General features: G+C 67.7%; 17 protein-coding genes and 1 tRNA gene. 8 read left to right on the top strand and 10 right to left on the bottom strand.

What is annotated here, in order from left to right; genetic code table 11:
* Positions 1-107 precede the first annotated feature (107 nt).
* Together IU459_RS25415 and IU459_RS25410 are read left to right on the top strand one after the other, a co-directional pair.
* Positions 108-593, top strand: coding sequence for a hypothetical protein (locus IU459_RS25415; protein WP_195132083.1), 486 nt, complete (start codon positions 108-110; stop codon positions 591-593).
* A 66-nt stretch (positions 594-659) separates the two neighbouring features.
* The gene (locus IU459_RS25410) at positions 660-1,235 is read left to right on the top strand and encodes a TerD family protein (protein WP_195132082.1); all 576 of its coding nucleotides are present in this window, start codon (positions 660-662) and stop codon (positions 1,233-1,235) included.
* 120 nt (positions 1,236-1,355) lie between these two features.
* On the opposite strand, the gene IU459_RS25405 is transcribed toward IU459_RS25410, so the two are convergent.
* The 6 genes from IU459_RS25405 to IU459_RS25380 all read right to left on the bottom strand — a co-directional run bounded on the left by IU459_RS25405 (position 1,356) and on the right by IU459_RS25380 (position 8,613).
* The gene (locus tag IU459_RS25405) at positions 1,356-1,562 is read right to left on the bottom strand and encodes a DUF397 domain-containing protein (RefSeq protein ID WP_195132081.1); all 207 of its coding nucleotides are present in this window, start codon (positions 1,560-1,562) and stop codon (positions 1,356-1,358) included.
* Positions 1,559-2,446, bottom strand: a complete 888-nt coding sequence (locus IU459_RS25400) for a helix-turn-helix domain-containing protein (protein ID WP_228838487.1) — start codon at positions 2,444-2,446, stop codon at positions 1,559-1,561. Before IU459_RS25400 ends, IU459_RS25405 begins: the two co-directional genes overlap by 4 nt.
* Positions 2,447-2,679: 233 nt before the next feature.
* A complete protein-coding gene (locus tag IU459_RS25395; protein ID WP_195132079.1) occupies positions 2,680-3,447 on the bottom strand; it encodes a MazG family protein in 768 nt (255 codons plus the stop codon).
* Positions 3,444-7,055, bottom strand: a complete 3,612-nt coding sequence (gene mfd, locus IU459_RS25390; protein ID WP_195132078.1) for a transcription-repair coupling factor — start codon at positions 7,053-7,055, stop codon at positions 3,444-3,446. Before mfd ends, IU459_RS25395 begins: the two co-directional genes overlap by 4 nt.
* 114 nt (positions 7,056-7,169) lie before the next feature.
* On the bottom strand, positions 7,170-7,817 hold the full coding sequence (locus IU459_RS25385) for a TetR/AcrR family transcriptional regulator (protein ID WP_195132077.1): 648 nt from the start codon (positions 7,815-7,817) through the stop codon (positions 7,170-7,172).
* A 181-nt stretch (positions 7,818-7,998) separates the two neighbouring features.
* Positions 7,999-8,613: a TetR/AcrR family transcriptional regulator gene (locus IU459_RS25380; protein ID WP_195132144.1), complete on the bottom strand. Its 615-nt coding sequence runs from the start codon at positions 8,611-8,613 to the stop codon at positions 7,999-8,001.
* Between the two features lie 488 nt (positions 8,614-9,101).
* Between IU459_RS25380 and IU459_RS25375 the strand changes: the two genes are divergently transcribed.
* From IU459_RS25375 to IU459_RS25350, 6 genes are all read left to right on the top strand, one after another.
* Positions 9,102-9,172 (top strand) — tRNA-Gln (locus tag IU459_RS25375).
* A 91-nt stretch (positions 9,173-9,263) separates the two neighbouring features.
* A complete protein-coding gene (gene glmU / locus IU459_RS25370; protein WP_195132076.1) occupies positions 9,264-10,748 on the top strand; it encodes a bifunctional UDP-N-acetylglucosamine diphosphorylase/glucosamine-1-phosphate N-acetyltransferase GlmU in 1,485 nt (494 codons plus the stop codon).
* Positions 10,749-10,750: 2 nt separating this feature from the next.
* The gene (locus IU459_RS25365) at positions 10,751-11,731 is read left to right on the top strand and encodes a ribose-phosphate diphosphokinase (protein ID WP_195132075.1); all 981 of its coding nucleotides are present in this window, start codon (positions 10,751-10,753) and stop codon (positions 11,729-11,731) included.
* Between the two features lie 98 nt (positions 11,732-11,829).
* A complete protein-coding gene (locus IU459_RS25360; protein WP_195132074.1) occupies positions 11,830-12,090 on the top strand; it encodes a hypothetical protein in 261 nt (86 codons plus the stop codon).
* A 103-nt stretch (positions 12,091-12,193) separates the two neighbouring features.
* Positions 12,194-13,222, top strand: coding sequence for a hypothetical protein (locus IU459_RS25355; protein ID WP_195132073.1), 1,029 nt, complete (start codon positions 12,194-12,196; stop codon positions 13,220-13,222).
* A gap of 86 nt (positions 13,223-13,308) precedes the next feature.
* On the top strand, positions 13,309-13,953 hold the full coding sequence (locus tag IU459_RS25350) for a DUF2461 domain-containing protein (protein WP_195132072.1): 645 nt from the start codon (positions 13,309-13,311) through the stop codon (positions 13,951-13,953).
* Between the two features lie 73 nt (positions 13,954-14,026).
* Here the strand turns inward: IU459_RS25350 and IU459_RS25345 are convergent, their stop codons facing one another.
* The 4 genes from IU459_RS25345 to egtB all read right to left on the bottom strand — a co-directional run bounded on the left by IU459_RS25345 (position 14,027) and on the right by egtB (position 18,056).
* The gene (locus IU459_RS25345; RefSeq protein ID WP_195132071.1) at positions 14,027-14,479 is read right to left on the bottom strand and encodes a MarR family winged helix-turn-helix transcriptional regulator; all 453 of its coding nucleotides are present in this window, start codon (positions 14,477-14,479) and stop codon (positions 14,027-14,029) included.
* Between the two features lie 271 nt (positions 14,480-14,750).
* Positions 14,751-15,722, bottom strand: coding sequence for an L-histidine N(alpha)-methyltransferase (gene egtD, locus IU459_RS25340; protein ID WP_195132070.1), 972 nt, complete (start codon positions 15,720-15,722; stop codon positions 14,751-14,753).
* Between the two features lie 17 nt (positions 15,723-15,739).
* Entirely contained in the window at positions 15,740-16,546 is an 807-nt protein-coding gene (gene egtC, locus IU459_RS25335) for an ergothioneine biosynthesis protein EgtC (RefSeq protein ID WP_195132069.1), read from the bottom strand.
* A gap of 163 nt (positions 16,547-16,709) precedes the next feature.
* Positions 16,710-18,056: an ergothioneine biosynthesis protein EgtB gene (egtB, locus tag IU459_RS25330; RefSeq protein ID WP_324199016.1), complete on the bottom strand. Its 1,347-nt coding sequence runs from the start codon at positions 18,054-18,056 to the stop codon at positions 16,710-16,712.
* Positions 18,057-18,150 lie beyond the last annotated feature (94 nt).

The following is an 18,150-nucleotide window of genomic DNA, read 5'->3' as shown; positions in this document are numbered from 1 at the left end:
CGGTCCGGACAAAGGGCTCAGCGCCAGCGAACAACGGGCCCAGCCCTTTAGACTGCTAGCAAGCGCGGTACAGCCCGCCGCGCTCGACTATGCATGAGGTGACGAAGATGGCAGCCGGAGCGAGCCCCGCCCAACGTCAACACAACTCGGCAGATCATCCCGAGCTGGACGTGCTCCCGGAATGGCCCCTGGAGACGATCGGCGTGCTGGTGACCACCGACCCTGCGCCGCACGCGATTCCGGTGTCCTGGCCGGTGCGAGCGGGCGATCGGCAAATACTCATCAGCCTCAAATTCGACCGCGGGTCGCTGGCCCGGCTGCGCGAGCGCCCCGAAGTGGCGCTGCTGATCCTCGGCGGCGGCAACGTGGCGATGTGCGCGCGCGGCACCGCACACGTGGTCGCGGAGGGCATGCCCGACGCCGATGACTATGTGGCCGTACGCATCGACGTCGACGTGATCGACGACCACCGTCAATCGGCCTTCGCGGTCGTGCAGGGCATCCAGCGCTCGGTGCTCGACGACGAGAGCGAGCTGCGCGCGCTGAAAGGCCGGGTGAGCACGTTGCAATCCTGGGTGGACGACAAGAACTGAACGGCCCGAGGTTTCCGGGTAGCAAGAAAGAAAGGCGGCACCGGCCGTGCCGCGCGGAAGGGGATCATGAGCGTCACTTTGGCCAAAGGCGGCAATGTTTCGCTGTCCAAGCAGGCCGCGAATCTCACGAAGGTGTCGGTGGGTCTGGGCTGGGACGTCCGTACCACGACCGGCGCCGACTACGACCTCGATGCCAGCGCGCTCGCGTGCGGGCCGAGCCTGAAAGTGCTATCCGACCAGCACTTCATCTTCTACAACAACCTCCGTTCGCCTGAGGGGTCCATCGAGCACACCGGCGACAACCTGACCGGCGCCGGCGAGGGCGACGACGAGGTTATCAACGTCGACCTCACCGCCACGCCGCCCACCATCACGAATATCTTCTTCCCGGTCTCCATCCACGACGCCGACGCTCGCGGCCAGTCCTTCGGCCAGATCCGCAACGCCTTCATCCGCGTAGTCGACGCCGGCACCGGCGTGGAACTAGCCCGCTACGACCTCACCGAAGACGCTTCCACCGAAACGGCAATGATCTTCGGCGAGCTGTACCGGCACAACAACGAATGGAAATTCCGGGCCATCGGCCAGGGGTACGCGTCGGGTCTCGCGGGTATCGCCCGCGATTACGGCGTCAACATCTGAGCGAGTTTCCCTCGGCGCGGGTCTTCCGGTCGATTTGAACATCGAATACCGGAAGGCCCGCACGGTGTCTGCTCAGTGCAGGCCGAGTCGGCCTACCCGCTCCGGTTGCTGATACCGCGCTCACAACCGATCGAACTCGCCCTCGACCATCCCGGCGGTAAATGCATCCCATTCAGCAGGAGCGAAGACCAGCGCCGGGCCAGCCGGGTTCTTCGAGTCGCGAACGCCGACAACGCCGCTATCGAGGAATGCAACCTCGACGCACTCCGAACCTCCAGCGCTGTAAGGACTCTTGAACCACTTGGCGGTAGATAGATCGATGTTCACGCCGCAAACCCCTTTGCTACCTGCCGCAACAGGTTCCTGCTTGCCACAGTATCCAACGATGCGCGCTGGATCGCTGTAGACGCCGTCTGATACATCTGTGTGTCTTGCTCACGTTCAAGGTACATGTCGCCGGTATAGCCCTCCAGGAACACGATTCGAGGCGCAACCTCCTTCCCCTTGTTGTCCCGGCCGAAGTCCAGGATTACGTACGGCCCCACGTACAACCCGAGCGGAAACCCTGCGCTGAAGGGGAGGACTCGAATGGTGACATTCGGGCGCGTACTCACGTCCGCTATGTGTCGAAGCTGCACAGCCATCGTCTTCGGCCCACCGACGACCGACCGCAATGCAGACTCGTGCAAAACGATATCGACGGAAACCGGATGGTGACGACGCAAGATGATGTTTTGGCGCTTGATCCGAAGCTGCACTCGTCGATCGAGCTCGTCGGCCGATTCTCCGGGAAAGTAGATTCGATCGAGCGCCCGCGCGTAGTCGGCGGTCTGGAGAATTCCTGGGATCAGATCCGGCCGAAACATGGTGAGCGAAGTAGCGGAAGATTCCAGACCGACATACATGTTGAAACTCTTCCGGATGACATCGTCGAACGTGTGCCACCAGCACTTCGCGTCCGATTGCCGAGCCAATCCGACCATAGCGGTTGTCATGTCGTCATCGAATCCGAGGAACCGGCACAATTCCCGGATGTCTACTTCGCGCAGAGTTCCGTTGCCCTCCGCCTTTTCGATGCGAGCGAGCTTGCTCTTGCTCCACTGCATCATCGTCGCGACCTGCTCCAGAGTCAGGCCGAGTTCACTGCGGCCGTCGCGGAGATGCCAGCCCAGCTGACGCCTGGGCAGAGTTGAGCCACCTTCATCTGTCATTTCGAGCCCCCTGTCGTTATGTGCCCCGTTCATAGGAACGAGCGCAACCAGAGTGGCACGACGTCAGCGTCCTTGGAGCATTTTCATGGGATTCCCCGGACGGCACGCTCATCGACAAGGCTGGTCATGTGATGATCAGGCGGACAGGGGTTCAGCGACCTCCAGGACTTGCCCGAACCACGAAGGGACAAGGGCGACAACGTAGCGAACCGACGTCTCCGCAGTAGCCGCGATTACTGCCAAAACGAGCGCCACTCGTCGGGTGCAAGCGGAAGGCGTTCGCCGCGAGCCTTTTCTGCGTCATCCTCCGCCGCGCGGATGGCGGCGGCGAAAGCGAGCGTGGCCTTGCGGAGGCGTTCCTCGGCGCTCTCGGGGCCGCCGAGGTGGACGACGCGGAGGGATTCGGGGACGAGGTCGGGTGGGAGGCCCGCTTTGGTGGCGCGGGAGATGATCTTTTCGGCCAGTGCCAGGGCGGGTTGGGCCATGGCTATGCCGTCCAGACAGGAGCGGCGGGATTTTTCGGCGGATTTGCGTTCTTCCCAGGCGCGTTCCTGGGCGGCGATCTTCTCCGCTACCGAGGCGGCGGGATCGATCGCGGAGTCGGCGAGGTGCGGGCTGCGGTTGACCAGTTTGGCGACCAGGGCGGCGGCGACGTCGTCGACGGTGAATTCGCCTGCGGCCTGGGCGATCCGGGAATGGAAGAGGACCTGGAGCAGGATGTCGCCGAGTTCTTCCTTGATCGTCTCGGCGTCGTCGTGCTGGATGGCGTCGAGCAGTTCGTAGGTCTCCTCGAGCAGGTACGGGCGCAGGGAGTCGTGGGTCTGGGTGACCTCCCAGCCGCCGAAATGCCAGAGACGGTCCATGACTTCGACGGCACCGGCCAGGCCGGCCGCGACCACCGCCGTGTCGGTGCGCGGAGTCGGCTCGCTGCCAGGCGCGGGACGATCCACACCGTTGGACGGCGTCCCGTGCACGGATTCGCCGCGATCCGCCGAGCTCATCGGGGCGCCAACTCGGCGGCCACAGTGAGGTCGACCGCGCCCTGCGCCTTTCCGTCCAAGGCCAGGAGCAGATCCGCGACGAACTGGAGCAGCACGACGTCGCGGACCCGTTCGGCGCCGACGCTGTCCTGCACGCGCGGCAGCGGCAGCTGCACCACCCCGGAGGCGGCGCGGTACCCGGCGCTCGGGTAGAGCCGCTTGAGACGCAGCTGCTTGGAATCGGGTAGATGCAGCGGCGAGATCTTCAATGTCGTCCCGGTGACCGCGATTTCGGTGACCTCGTATTCGCGGGCGAGCAGCCGCAGCTTGGCCACCGAGACCAAGCGCCCGACCTCCACGGGCAGCGGGCCGTAGCGGTCGACGAGCTCCTCCACGACCAGCGCCAAGGCCGGATCGTCCTGAGCCGAAGCCAGCTTGCGGTACGCCTCCAGGCGGAGCCGATCGCTGGCGATGTAGTCGGGCGGGATGTGCGCGTCGACGGGCAGGTCGATACGCACCTCCTTGACTTCCTCGGTGGTGATCGGCTTGCCGTCGGCGGCGGCACGGTATGCCTCGACCGCCTCGCCCACCAGGCGGACGTAGAGATCGAAGCCGACGCCGGCGACATGGCCGGACTGTTCGGCGCCGAGCACGTTGCCCGCGCCGCGGATCTCCAGGTCCTTCATCGCGACCGCCATGCCGGCGCCCAAGTCGGAGTTCTGCGAGATGGTGGCCAGGCGGTCGTAGGCGGTCTCGGTGAGCGGCTTCTCCGGCGGGTACAGGAAGTACGCGTACCCGCGCTCCCGGCTGCGTCCGACCCGGCCGCGCAGCTGGTGCAGCTGCGAAAGTCCCAGCGCGTCGGCGCGTTCCACGATCAGTGTGTTGGCGTTGGAGATGTCCAGGCCGGTCTCGATGATCGTGGTGCACACCAGCACGTCGTATTCGCGCTGCCAGAAGCCCTGCACGGTGGACTCCAGCGCGTCCTCGTTCATCTGGCCGTGCGCGACGACCACTCGCGCCTCGGGCACCAGATCGCGGATCCGCTTGGCCGCCTTGTCGATCGACGACACCCGGTTGTGCACGTAGAACACCTGGCCGTCGCGCAGCAGCTCGCGGCGGATGGCCGCGGTGACCTGCTTGTCGTTGTAACCGCCGACGTACGTCAGCACCGGATGACGTTCCTCCGGCGGCGTGAGGATGGTCGACATCTCGCGAATGCCGGCCAGGCTCATCTCCAGGGTGCGCGGAATCGGGGTGGCCGACATGGTCAGCACGTCGACGTGGGTGCGCAGCGCCTTGATGTGCTCCTTGTGCTCGACGCCGAACCGCTGCTCCTCGTCGACCACCACGAGGCCGAGGTCCTTCCAGCGCACACCGGTCTGCAACAGCCGGTGGGTGCCAACCACGATGTCGACGCCGCCATCGGCCATTCCCTCCAGCACGGCGCGGGCCTCGGCGGGATCGGTGAAGCGGGACAGGCCCTTCACGGTGATCGGGAAGCCCGCCACCCGCTCGGTGAAGGTCTGCAAATGCTGCTGCGCCAGCAGCGTGGTCGGCACCAGCACGACGACCTGTTTGCCGTCCTGCACCGCCTTGAACGCCGCGCGCACGGCGATCTCGGTCTTGCCGTAGCCGACGTCGCCGCAGACCACCCGGTCCATCGGGACCGGCTTCTCCATGTCCGCCTTCACCTCGGCGATGGCGGTCATCTGGTCGACGGTCTCGGTGAACGCGAACGCGTCCTCCATCTCCTGCTGCCACGGTGTGTCCGCCCCGAACGCGTGGCCTGGCGCGGCCTGCCGCGCGGCATACAGCTGCACCAGCTCGCCCGCGATCTCGCGAACGGCCTTGCGCGCCTTCCGTTTCGTATTGGCCCAGTCGGAACCGCCGAGCTTGGACAGGCTCGGCATCTCACCGCCGACATAGCGGGATAGCTGGTCGAGGGATTCCATCGGGACGAACAACCGGTCGCCGGGCTGGCCGCGCTTGCTCGGCGCGTACTCGATCACCAGGTACTCGCGGCGGGCGCCGCCGACCGTGCGCTCGATCATCTCGACGAACTTGCCGATGCCGTGCTGGTCGTGCACCACCATGTCGCCCGCGCTCAGCGCGAGCGGGTCGACCTGGTTGCGGCGTTTGGCGGGCATCCGCTTGGCTTCGGTCGGCGCGGTGACCCGGTTGCCGGTGAGGTCGGACTCGGCGACGACCACCAACCCGGCGTTCTCGAACACCAGGCCGTCGTGCAGCGAACCGCACAGCACGCCGACCACGCCTTCGTTCGGCTCCGCGCCCGTCTCCAGCGCGGCGGCGGGGACATCGGCGTCGGCCAGCCGTTCCAGAATGCGCTGCGCCGTACCGTGGCCCGCGACGACCACAACCGCCTTGCCGCCGGTGGACACATGTGCGCGCAACGAGGCGAATAGGGTCGCCACCAGCTCGTCGGACCCGCGCGCGGCCGGGCCGGGCAGCACCGGCAGCACCACCTCGGACGAGTCGCCGGACGCGAGCGGGCTCAGCGTCCACCACGGCAGGCCCTCCTGGTCGGCGCTGGCATGGATCTCCGGCAGCGGGCGGTAGGCCGAAGCGGCGAGATCGAGGCCGTGCCCGCCGAGCGGGGCGGCGCCGCCGAACGATGCCGCCGTCCAGGATGCCTCCAGGAATTCCTCGCCGGTGCGCACCAGGTCAGCCGCGCGGGTGCGGATCTTCTCCGGATCGCACAGCAGCACGTGCGTGCCCTCGGGCAGCACTTCGGTGAGCAAGCGCAGGTCCCCGGGTTGCAGCACCGGCAGCAACGCCTCCATGCCGTCCACCGGCACGCCGCCCGCCAGTTTCTCCAGCATCTCCACCAGCGCCGCGTCGGCCGCATTGGCGACGGCCACCTCGGCGGCGCGCTCGCGAACGGCGTCGGTGAGCAGCAGTTCGCGGCACGGCGGCGCGACGACCACGTCCACCGTGACATCCGGCAGCGAGCGCTGGTCGGCGACGGCGAACGGCCGCAGCTCGGTGATCTCGTCGCCCCAGAACTCCACGCGCACCGGATGGTCCGCGGTGGGCGGGAAGACGTCCAGGATGCCGCCGCGCACCGCGAACTCGCCGCGCTTGCCCACCATGTCGACCCGCGTGTAGGCGAATTCCACCAGCCGCGTGAGCAATTCCTCGAAGTCGAGCTCGACGCCGACGCGCAGCACGACCGGCTCGATATCGCCGAGCCCGCCCGCCATCGGCTGCATCAGCGACCGCACCGTGGTCACCACCACCCGCAGCGGCGCGGGGAAATGCGGATCGTCCGGATGCGCGATCCGGCGCAACACCTCCAACCTGCGGCCCACGGTGTCCGCACCGGGCGAGAGCCGCTCGTGCGGCAGCGTCTCCCAGGACGGGAACTGCGCGACCGCCGGACCGAGCATCTCCTCCAGCTCGAGGGTCAGATCGTCGGCCTCGCGTCCCGTCGCGGTGACCACCACCAGCGGTTTGCTCGCCGCGATGGTCGCGGCGACGAACGGCCGTACCGCCGAGGGCGCCACCAACTCGACCGACGAGGTGCCGATCAGCTCCGCGACGGTCCGTAGCGAGGTATCGGCACCGGCCGCGGCGGCCAGTCCCGCCAACGGCGGGCGGTGGGTGGACATCGACGACTCCTGAGCGCAGACGGGCGGTTCGAGCAGCCAACCGAGTCTAGTAAGCGTCTGTGTCCGGCCCTCTTGTGGCTCCGTGTGGAGCCCGCGGCGAAGCCGCCGCCAACGTCACGGCACGTAGCGCCGCAACCGCCTGGCCGCGAATTCCCTGAAATACGAGAGCTTTTCGGGCGGCACGATGGCGGGGAGCAGGAAGTACCACGCGCGCTCCATCCGCACCGCCATCTGGTCGATCGATTCCGTGCCGACCGCGATGATGTGCACGCCGGCGGCCATCTCCTGCAAGAGCAGGCCGATGACCTCGGCATCCAGATCGGGGAGCAGGTCGCCCTGGGCGATCGCCCGTTCGGCGAGCAGCCGGTAGGTGTCGCCCCAGGTCTTGGCGATGTTGTCGCCCTGAGCGCCCCGGTAGTCGCCGATCTGGTGGGTCAGCTTGAGCATCGCGCCGACCATCGGATCGTTCATCGATAGATCGGCGACGACATAGGTGATCCCGATGCACGCTTCCAACGCGGGCACCCGGGGATCGAAGAAGCCCTGACACGAGCTGATGAGTCTCTCGTTGCCCTGGTCGACCACGGCGCGGGCCAGCTCTTCCTTCGAGCCGAAGTGAAAATACAAGGCGCCCTTGGTCACATTGGACTGCGCGATGATCTCACTCAGGCTCGCGTTCGCATATCCCAAGCGCAGAAAAACATCGGCAGCGCCTGCCAGGACGGAATCGCGGGTGATCTCCGCGCGCGCTTGCCTAGCCATCAGATCCGCCTGTCATCCCAAAACCAGCCATCCTGAAGTAGACCGACATCCCGAAGTTGACCGACTTACCGCCCGAACAGCACCCAGAGGATGGGTGAACGGTACCACCAGGAGCGCGCCCAGCAGCCAATTCGAGCATTCGGCCAGACCTACCGCGCAATTCGCTGGTTAACAATCCGGGTCACTCCCCGGCCTCCGCACGCCATTCCGAGCTCAGTTGCGGATCGGCCTCGAGATGGCTCAGCCCGTTCCAGCACAGGTTCACCAGATGCGCCGCCACCACCTCTTTCGACGGTTTTCGTTCGTCCAGCCACCAGGTCGCGGCGGTGGCGACCTGGCCGACGAGCGCCTGCGCGTACAGCGGGGACAGGCTGGCGTCGAACCCGCGCCGCTCGAAATCGCCCGCCAGGATGTGCGCCACCTGATTGACCGCCTCGTTGAGCAAACTGGAGTATCTGCCTTCGGCGGCGGCGGCGGGCTGATCACGCACCAGAATTCGAAACCCGTCGGTCCGTTCTTCGATGTAGGTCAGCAGCGCCAGCGCGACCTTTTCCAGCCGGATCCGGGATCGGTTCTGCGTGAGCGAGGACGTGATCATGTCCAGCAGCATCGACATCTCGCGATCGACGACGACCGCGTACAAGCCCTCTTTGCCGCCGAAGTGTTCGTACACCACGGGTTTGGAGACCTGGGCGCGTTGCGCGATCTCCTCGATCGAGGTCGCGTCGTACCCCCGTTCGGCGAACAGCGCGCGTCCGATCTCGATCAACTGCTGGCGCCGCTGGGTGCCGGTCATGCGCGGCCGGGACACTCGATGCGGCTCACCCGAAGACACTGACACTGTCTCATCCGCCTCTCCGGATCTTAAGGCCGTACAAGTTGGGTGGCGCAGGATTTCCGTTCCGGCCCTGCGTCGGGTGCCACCGGGCTCTGGGCCGGTGAGTTACCCATGTTCGTACGAAACCAGCCGTCACGTCGGGAAGCCTCCGACGCACGACACCGATGTTCGGATACAACTTTTCCAGACCGCTCGGCAACGCCCCCGATCGACCCTCGATCACCGCCCACCCATCATTCGCACCCGGCCCCCGGACACGGGCAACTCGCCGTGTACAGACGTCCGGCGTCGGACCCGAGCGCAAATCCAGCGCTTCCCGACTCGTACGGCCCGAAGACGCGGACGGCGGCCGGGCCAACAATTCGCGGGGAGGCGGGAGAGTATGCGAGGATTCATCCCGTGCCGTGGCACAGCGGCGGGGGTTTACCGAACCGCCGGTGTGGCAATCCGCCGTGGTGTAATGGCAGCACATCTGATTTTGGTTCAGAGAGTTCAGGTTCGAGTCCTGGCGGCGGAGCTCGAGAGCACGAACGACTATCGTTGGCCCGCACATCGCTGACCAAGCACGACGACAGCCCAGCACGAGGACAGGCAGCCGAGGGAGATCCATGCCACAGCAGACCGCCGTCGTCGTTCTCGCAGCCGGTGCCGGAACGCGAATGCGGTCGAAGACCCCCAAGGTACTGCATTCGCTGGCCGGTCGGAGCATGCTCGCGCACGCGCTGCATGCGGCGAACGAGATCGACCCCGCATACCTCATCACCGTGGTGGGCCACGACCGTGAACAAGTCGGCGCGGCGGTGACCGCGGTGGCCGACGATCTGGGCCGCGAGATCACCCCCGCCGTGCAGGAGGAACAACTCGGCACGGGGCACGCGGTGCAGTGCGCACTGGCCGCCCTGCCGGTCGGCTTCACCGGCGACGTCCTGGTCACCTCCGCCGACGTGCCGCTGCTGGACGGGCACACGCTCGCCGCGCTGCTCGACGAGCACCGCAGCTACGCCGAGCGCCCCGCGGTCACGGTGCTGACCTTCGTTCCCGAGGACCCGAACGGCTACGGCCGGATCGTGCGCGACGCGGACGGCCAGCTGGCCGAGATCGTCGAGCACGCCGACGCCACCCCGGAGCAGACCGCGATCGCCGAGGTCAACTCCGGCGTGTACGCGTTCGACGCCGCGGTGCTGCGCACCATGATCAGCAGGCTTTCCACCGCCAACGCCCAGCACGAGCTGTATCTGACCGACGTGCTGCGCCTTGCCCGCGAGGCCGGTCACCCGGTGCACGGCGCCCGGTTGGTCGACGCGGCCAAGGTCACCGGGGTGAACGACCGGGTGCAGCTGGCCGCGGCCGCGCACACGCTCAACCGGTACATCCTGGAGCGCCACATGCGCGCGGGTGTCACGATCATGGACCCCGCCTCCACCTGGGTCGACGCCGGCGTGCGGATCGGCAGGGACGCGGTGCTGCGCCCAGGCGTGCAGCTGCTCGGCAACACGGTCATCGGCGAGGACGCCGAGGTCGGCCCGGACAGCACGCTCACCGACGTCGTGGTCGGCGACGGGGCCAAGGTGGTCCGCACCCACGGTGACGGCGCGACCATCGGACCGAACGCGACGATCGGACCGTTCAGCTACTTGCGCCCCGGCACGGTGGTCGGCGACACGGGCAAGCTCGGCGCCTTCGTGGAGACCAAGAACGCCTCGATCGGCGCGCACTCCAAGGTGCCGCATCTGACCTACGTCGGCGACGCCACCATCGGCGAGCACAGCAACATCGGCGCGTCCAGCGTTTTCGTCAACTACGACGGGGTGAGCAAGCACCACACCGTGGTCGGCTCGCACGTGCGCACCGGCAGCGACACGATGTTCGTCGCGCCCGTGACCGTGGGTGACGGCGCCTATACGGCGGCGGGTACTGTACTGCGCAGAAACGTTCCGCCCGGAGCTCTCGCGGTGTCCGGTGGACCGCAGAAGAACATCGAGGGCTGGGTGCAGCGACACCGTCCAGGGACGGACGCGGCGCGCGCGGCGGCGGAAGCCATCGCGGCCAAAGAGATGTCGGGTCAGGCAATCGAGCAAAAGGATGGCAAGTAGCAGTGACCGCGTCATGGATCGACAACCAGAAGAACCTGATGCTCTTCTCGGGACGCGCTCATCCTGAGCTGGCCGAGCAGGTCGCCAAGGAACTCGACGTCCACGTCACGCCGCAGGTCGCGCGCGACTTCGCCAATGGCGAGATCTTCGTCCGTTTCGAGGAGTCGGTCCGCGGATCCGACGCCTTCGTCCTGCAGAGCTTCCCCGCGCCGCTGAACCAGTGGCTGATGGAGCAGCTCATCATGATCGATGCGCTCAAGCGCGGCTCGGCCAAGCGGATCACCGCGGTGCTGCCGTTCTACCCGTACGCCCGCCAGGACAAGAAGCACCGCGGCCGCGAGCCGATCTCGGCCCGGCTGGTCGCCGATCTGCTGAAGACCGCGGGCGCGGACCGGATCATCACCGTCGACCTGCACACCGACCAGATCCAGGGCTTCTTCGACGGCCCGGTCGACCACATGCACGCCCAGCTGCAGCTGGCGGAGTACATCCGGACCAACTACAGCCTCGAGCACATCACCGTGGTCTCCCCCGACTCCGGCCGCGTGCGCGTCGCCGAGAAGTGGGCCGACTCGCTGGGCGGCTCGCCGCTGGCGTTCATCCACAAGACCCGCGACCCGCTGGTGCCCAACCAGGTGAAGTCCAACCGCGTGGTCGGCGAGGTCGAGGGCCGTACCTGCATCCTGATCGACGACATGATCGACACCGGTGGCACCATCGCGGGCGCGGTCAAGGTGCTCAAGGCGGCCGGTGCCGGTGACGTGGTGATCGCCGCGACCCACGGCGTGCTGAGCCCGCCCGCCGCCGAGCGCCTCGCCACCTGCGGCGCCAAGGAGGTCGTGGTGACGAACACCCTGCCGATCAGCGAGGAGAAGAAATTCCCGCAGCTGACCGTGCTGTCCATCGCGCCGCTGCTGGCCCGCACCATCCGCGAGGTCTTCGAGAACGGCTCCGTCACGGGCCTTTTCAACGGCAACGCGTAGGAATACTTCGCGAAACGGCGGCTCGGACTCCGGTCCGGGCCGCCGTTTTCGTGCGCGCATCCCCGTTAATCGTGGCGATCGACGGGGATACTGGGGGTATGGACCGTGACCCGTTGGAAACCGAGATGGGGGACGACGACCAGGAGTACGAGATCCGCGAGTACCAGCGCAACATCGAGGATCCGCCCGACGATCTGACCCTCCGCTACCACGAGAACGAGGACGACGGCAGGCTCGGCATCGGTGACGAGCTCGACCAGGAGTGGACGCAAAGCAACGGCCGCGCCGAGGAGCACGAGGCCGACGACCGATCCGCCGAGGTGGCCGCGATCGAGATCGTCAGCGACGAAGACCTCTGACACATGCCCGGCCCAGCGCGCCACACCGGCGCAATCGGGTATGACGGCGAGTTCGCCGTGGTAGGCATAGGTGGTGTGACCGGGACGATACGAGGAGGGTGCGATGAGCACGCCGAAGGATCCGGAACCCACCGACGACGCCCAGCGCGCGGCGTCGTCGCAGCACACCGGGGACGCGACCGGCGGCGAACCCGCGCAGCAGCCGACCGGCAATACTCCGGCGTCGGCGTCAGGCAACGAATCAGCCGAAAAAGAACCTGAGCCCGCCGAGCCGCAACCTGAAGGCGAGCCGGGGACGACGGAAGCCCAGGCCCCTGGAGAATGGTGGCATCCCACCGGCACGCCGCCCGCCGGGCCGTTGGGTGGGCAGTGGGGTGCGGAACCCAGCGGTCAGCCCGCCGAGCCGCAGCCATGGGGCGCCAACGGCGAGACCGGTCAGCAATCGTGGGGTGCGGAACCCGCCTCTCCGGGCCAGCCGCCGGAAACCCCGTTGTCCGGATCGGCACCGCAACCCCCGGCCGACGAGTCGACGAAGCGGTTCTCGCCGGATGATCAAGCGCGGTACGGGTCGGGCGATCAACCGCAGTACCCGCCCGGCGAGCAGCCGCAGTACCCGGCCGGCGAACGACCGCAGTACCCGCCCGGTGAGCAGCCGCAGCAGCCTCTGGGCCAGCAGCCGCCGTACCCCTCGGCCGGGCAGCCGCCGTACCCCTCCGCCGAGCAGCCGCCGTACCCCTCGCGGGAGCAGCCACCGTATCCTCCGGCCGGGCAGCCATATCCGCCGAGCGGTCCAACCCAGTACCCGCCGGGCGGAGCGTACGACTATCCGCCCGGAGGACCGCAGCCGCCGCAATACGGCTATCCGTCCTACCCGCAGCAGGGATACGAACCCTATGCCACCCCGCCCCGGCAGACGGGTAGCCAGGTGTACTCGATCATCGGATTCGTCTGCGCGGTGACGGCGGTGCTGTTCTGCCCGATCCTCTTCGGCCCGGCCGGGATCGTGCTGGGCGTGATCGGGCACAACAAGGGCGAATCGCTCGGTAAGTGGGCCGCGATCGCGTCGGGCGTCGGAATGGTGATCGGCTTCGTCGTCGGGTTCGTCGTGTTCGGCGGAGACCTGACGACGTAGATTTCCGGTATGCGTCGATTCGGTGTAGCCCGGTTGGCAGGCTCGCGTTTCTCCGGAAACCGGACCGCTGCGGTAGAGGCACGATCATGACCCGATTCGCGGGCTTCCCGCTGGCTGGACTGGACTTCTACGAAGATCTCGAGGCCGACAACTCCAAGGCTTTCTGGACGGCGAACAAAGAGATCTACGACCGCGCGGTGAAAAAGCCGATGACCGCGCTGGTCACCGAACTGGAGCCGGCGTTCGGGTCGGCCAAGATCTTCCGGCCCTATCGGGACGTGCGGTTCGCCAAGGACAAGTCACCGTACAAGACCGCCCAGGGCGCCGTGGTGCGCGCCGCGCCGGGCGTCGGCTGGTACGTCCAGATCAACGCCGGCGGCTTGTTCGTCGGCGGCGGCTTCTACCAGGGTTCTCCCGACCAGCTCGCGCAGTTGCGCGCCACCATCGACGACGACGTGCGCGGACCCGAGCTGGTGGCGATTCTCGCGAAACTGGCCGCGGCGGGCTTCACCATCGGCGGCGAGCAGCTGAAGACCAAGCCGAAGGGCTACGACGCCGACCATCCGCGCATTGATCTGCTCCGGCACAAATCCCTCACCTGTGGAAAGGAGTTCGGGGCGCCCGCCTGGCTGGAGACGCCGCGCGCGGCGAAGGAGGTCCGTGCCGCCTGGGAGACGATGCGGCCGCTGATCGAATGGCTGGCCGCGGTGGTCGGCGGCGCACCGTCGTAGTTCCGCCGCCGGCCATACGACGACGGTTCTGGTCTGCGCCTGTGCCCACCGCTCCTGTCGCGCCTAGCAGGGCTCATTTTCGGGCGTGGTCGTCGAGGATCCGGGTGAGTAGGTCGACCAGCTGGCGACGCTGGTCTCCCGAAAGGGCGGCGACCAGTTCGTCTTGGGCACGGTCGATCCTACGGTCCAACTCTTCGAGGTGATCGGTGCCCGGGTCCGTAATAGTGACGACATTGCGGCGGCGGTCGCCGGGGTCGGGGCTGCGATCGATCAGACCACGCTCGGCCAGGTCATTGAGCGCGGCAACGATATCGCTGCGATCGATGCGGGTGCGGCGGCCGAGATCCGCCTGACTGGCGGGACCGAACTCACGCAGGGTGACGAGCAGTGCGTAATGATGCCGACGTAACCCGGTATCGGCAAGGGCACGCTCGGTGGCGCGATCAGCCAGTACAGCGACCTGGGTGACCAGCCGGGTCGGCAATACCCGCAATCTGCTCGCCGCGCCGTCATGCGCAATCTTCATGCGGCCAATCTACCAATACTTGTTGGTGTCACCCACAACTGTTAACGTTGGTTGCTCCCATGTTGGAGGTAAGTTCCGCCACGGGAACCCTGCCGTCCTGATCCGATCACACCACTCCTGCCGACGCGACTACGTCGCTTCCCGCGGCCGCGGTCGTTCCTGCCGGAGGCTCCGGGCCGGCTGCCGTAGCCGGGCCCGCGACATCGTGCTCTGGACGTCGCGGGCGAGACGCCGCCCAGGTCACGACACGAGCGACCCTGCACCGGCGTGATCAGCGGCGTTCGGCGAGCACCAGTGCGAACCGCTCATCCGGATCGGTCCACACGTTCCGCGTGGCGAAGCCCGCGGCGGCGAGCTCGGCGTCGAGGCGCTCGACGCGGAACTTCGCCGAGATCTCGGTCCGCAGCTGCTCGCCGCGGGCGAAGCGGACGGTGAGATCGAGGTCGGCGACCGTGACGGTCATGTCCTCGCTCGCCTCCAGCCGCATCTCGATCCACTCCCGCGCCGGATCCCAGACCGCGACGTGGCGGAACTTCTCCGGCGCGAAGTCGGCGCGCAGGCGAGAGTTCAGCACGTGCAACACGTTGCGGTTGAACTCGGCGGTGACGCCCGCCGCGTCGTCGTAGGCGGGCACCAGCACCGCGGGGTCGATGACCAGCCCGGCGCCGAGCAGCACATGTTCGCCGGGTTCGAGCACGTCGTGGATCCTGCCCAGGAACTCGGCGCGTTCCTCGGGGACCAGATTGCCGATGGTGCCGCCGAGGAAGGCGATCATCCTGCGGCCACCGCGCGGCAGATTCTGCAGCGTGTCGGTGAAATCGCTGACCACACCGTGCACGGCGAGCCCGGGGAACTCGGCCGCGACGTCGTCCGCCGTTGCCCGCAGCGCCGCCGAGGAAACATCCTGCGGCACATAAGTCTTCAGCGGTCCCTGCGCGCTCAGCGCGGTGAGCAGTAGCCGGGTCTTGGCCGCCGAACCCGCACCGAGCTCGACGAGCACCTCGGCCTGCGCGGCGCGGGCGATCGCATCGACCACTCGCTCCAGTAGCGCGCGCTCGGTGCGCGTCGGGTAGTACTCGGGCAGCTCGGTGATCTGCTCGAACAGCTCGCTGCCCCTGGCGTCGTAGAACCATTTGGGCGGCAGCCACTTGGGGTCCGCGGTCAGTCCCAACCGGGCGTCCGCGCGCAACGCGGCGGTCAGGTCGTCGTCGGTGAGATGGATGTCCAGGGTCGCTGCGGTCATGGCACGGGCCTTTCGGGTCAGAGGAGGGCGTCGACGGACAGCGCACCGGGCCTTGCGGTCACCAGGCTGCGGTCCGGGATCGACTGCCAGCGGGGGTCGTCGTCGAACGGTTCGGAGGACAGGATCGCGAAGCTGTCGGTGACCAGCGCCGACAACGAATGGTGGCAGGTGGTCGCCCACAGCTGCGCACCGTCGCAGAGCAGGAAATTCAGGCGAGCCTCTGGTGCTCGGTCGAGAATCGCGGAAACGAGCAGCCGCAACGCCGCCGGGGCCGCGGACCACTCGCCGTCCGGCGAGGTGGTGGCCAGCAGATCGCACAGCAGCACCCACAGCGTGGCGGTGTCGGTGGCGGACTCCGCCTCCAGCAGCCGCGCCGCGGTGAACAGTTCCTCGGCGCCGAGTTCGGCCGCGATGAGCGCGAACTCGGCGGCCACCGCGGTCAGGGTCCGGCGCCAGTCCGGAACGACGCCGTTGTGGCTGAAGGCCCAGCGGTCCCGGGTGAACGGCGCGCACGCGGAGCGCTCCACCGGCATGCCGACCGTCGCCGACCGCACCGCGCCGAGCATCGCGGAGGATTCCAGCTGCGGCAGCACTTCCTCCACCGCCGGATCGGTCCAGATCGGCGCGGCGTTGCGGTACCGGCTGACGGTGACCACGTCTTGCGCGGTGTGCCACCACGCGACACCGAAGCCGTCGGCGTTGATGGTGCCGCCGCGGCGCATGTCCTTCGGAGCCCACGACTGGGTGCGCAGCGAATGCGATCCGAGGGTGAGCATCTCGCCGACGCGCACCGGAGGGCCGATATAGCCCAGATGTCTACACATATTCGCCCGCCGCTTGGTCGCTCACGACTCCGCCTCGCTGACGCTCGGCTCCGCCGTGCGCGACGGCGCGCTGTGCTTTCGGTTCACTCGCTGCCGCTCACTCACGACTCCGCCTCGCCGGCGCTCGGCTTCGCCGTGCGCGACGGCGCGCTGTGCCTTCGGTTCACTCGCCTTCCCCCGGTCGCAGATCGCGCGCCAAGCGGAAACCGGCGAAGATCTGGCGACGAATGGGATGGTCCCAGTTGCGGAAGGTGCCGCGGCAGGCGACCGGATCGGTGCCGAAGGAACCGCCGCGCAGCACGCGGTAGTCGCCGCCGAAGAACACTTCGGAGTACTCCCGGTACGGGAAGGCGCGGAAGCCCGGGTAGGCCTCGAAGCCGGACGCGGTCCATTCCCAGACGTCACCGATCAGCTGGTGCACGCCCGCGGGAGACGCGCCGGCCGGATACGCGCCGACCTCGGCGGGTTCCAGATGACGCTGCCCCAGATTCGCGGTGGTGACGTCGGGATCGTCATCGCCCCAAGGGAAGCGGCGGGAGGCGCCGGTCACCGGGTCGAACCTGGCCGCCTTCTCCCATTCGGCTTCGGTGGGCAGCCGCTTGCCCGCCCAGTTCGCATAGGCCTCTGCCTCGAACCAGCACACGTGCGCGACGGGCTGCTGCGGCCGCAGCGGCGTCATCACCCCGAACACCCGCCGCCACCAGTGCCCGGACGGATCGCGCTCCCAGAACTGCGGCGCGACCAGCCCCGCCTGGATCCGGTGCGCCCAGCCGCGCTCGGACCACAGTTCGGGGCGCTCGTAGCCGCCGTCGTCGACGAAGGCGAGGTACTGCTCGTTGGTCACCGGCGCGGCATCGATCGCGAAGCCGGGCACCCACACCTGATGGGCGGGGCGCTCGTTGTCCAGCGCCCAAGCGTCGGTCGAAGTACCCATGGTGAACTCGCCCGCGGGGATGACGATGTCCCCGCCGACGGTCGCCGAGGCGGTCGGCGCGGCGGACGCGGAGAGCACGGCGGCTCCGGCGCGCAACTGGTGGGTGGCGAGCATGGTTTCGTCGTGCTGCTGCTCGTGCTGGGCGATCATGCCGAACGCGAAACCGCCGTCGATCAGTGGCCTGCCTCGTAAATCGCTGCGCTCCAGGACATCCAAGACCTTGTCGCGCACCGTGCCGACGTAGCCGCGGGCCTGCGTGGGGTCGAGCAGCGGCAGCGCGGGCCGGTTGGCGCGGGTGTGTTTGAAAGCGTCGTAGAGCTCGTCGATGTCGGCGCGTACCGGCTCGCGGCCGCCGACGTCGCGAACGAGCCACAGTTCTTCCTGATTGCCGATGTGCGCGAGATCCCAGACCAAGGGGCTCATCAAGCGCGAATGCTGGGCCACCAGTTCGGCTTCGTCGACACAGTCGGTGAGAGTGAGGGTGCGCTGCCGTGCGCGCGTGAGAACGTCGGCGATCCGGTCGCGGAGCTGTTCGGTGCCGGAATGGTCGGTCGGGGCTGGGTGCGAAGTAGTCACGGGAAACATCTCCGGGATTCGTGCTGATCGGCGTCGTCGCGGCCGCGAGACCCTCTGCGGCCATGGGCGATTCGGCCCTTGCTGGACTGGTCGA

This window comes from Nocardia amamiensis, from assembly GCF_015477605.1.
GTDB lineage: Bacteria > Actinomycetota > Actinomycetes > Mycobacteriales > Mycobacteriaceae > Nocardia > Nocardia amamiensis_A.
This window is presented reverse-complemented; position numbering and strand designations above follow the sequence as displayed.

Coding starts and splice junctions, on each gene's coding strand:
- glmU (WP_195132076.1), top strand. CDS start 9,264: ATGCCACAGCAGACCGCCGTCGTCGTTCTCGCAGCCGGTGCCGGAACG.
- IU459_RS25400 (WP_228838487.1), bottom strand. CDS start 2,446: ATGACAGATGAAGGTGGCTCAACTCTGCCCAGGCGTCAGCTGGGCTGG.
- egtD (WP_195132070.1), bottom strand. CDS start 15,722: ATGACCGCAGCGACCCTGGACATCCATCTCACCGACGACGACCTGACC.
- IU459_RS25345 (WP_195132071.1), bottom strand. CDS start 14,479: ATGAAGATTGCGCATGACGGCGCGGCGAGCAGATTGCGGGTATTGCCG.
- IU459_RS25355 (WP_195132073.1), top strand. CDS start 12,194: ATGAGCACGCCGAAGGATCCGGAACCCACCGACGACGCCCAGCGCGCG.
- IU459_RS25410 (WP_195132082.1), top strand. CDS start 660: ATGAGCGTCACTTTGGCCAAAGGCGGCAATGTTTCGCTGTCCAAGCAG.
- IU459_RS25395 (WP_195132079.1), bottom strand. CDS start 3,447: ATGAGCTCGGCGGATCGCGGCGAATCCGTGCACGGGACGCCGTCCAAC.
- IU459_RS25360 (WP_195132074.1), top strand. CDS start 11,830: ATGGACCGTGACCCGTTGGAAACCGAGATGGGGGACGACGACCAGGAG.
- mfd (WP_195132078.1), bottom strand. CDS start 7,055: ATGTCCACCCACCGCCCGCCGTTGGCGGGACTGGCCGCCGCGGCCGGT.
- IU459_RS25385 (WP_195132077.1), bottom strand. CDS start 7,817: ATGGCTAGGCAAGCGCGCGCGGAGATCACCCGCGATTCCGTCCTGGCA.
- IU459_RS25380 (WP_195132144.1), bottom strand. CDS start 8,613: ATGACCGGCACCCAGCGGCGCCAGCAGTTGATCGAGATCGGACGCGCG.
- IU459_RS25415 (WP_195132083.1), top strand. CDS start 108: ATGGCAGCCGGAGCGAGCCCCGCCCAACGTCAACACAACTCGGCAGAT.
- egtC (WP_195132069.1), bottom strand. CDS start 16,546: ATGTGTAGACATCTGGGCTATATCGGCCCTCCGGTGCGCGTCGGCGAG.
- IU459_RS25350 (WP_195132072.1), top strand. CDS start 13,309: ATGACCCGATTCGCGGGCTTCCCGCTGGCTGGACTGGACTTCTACGAA.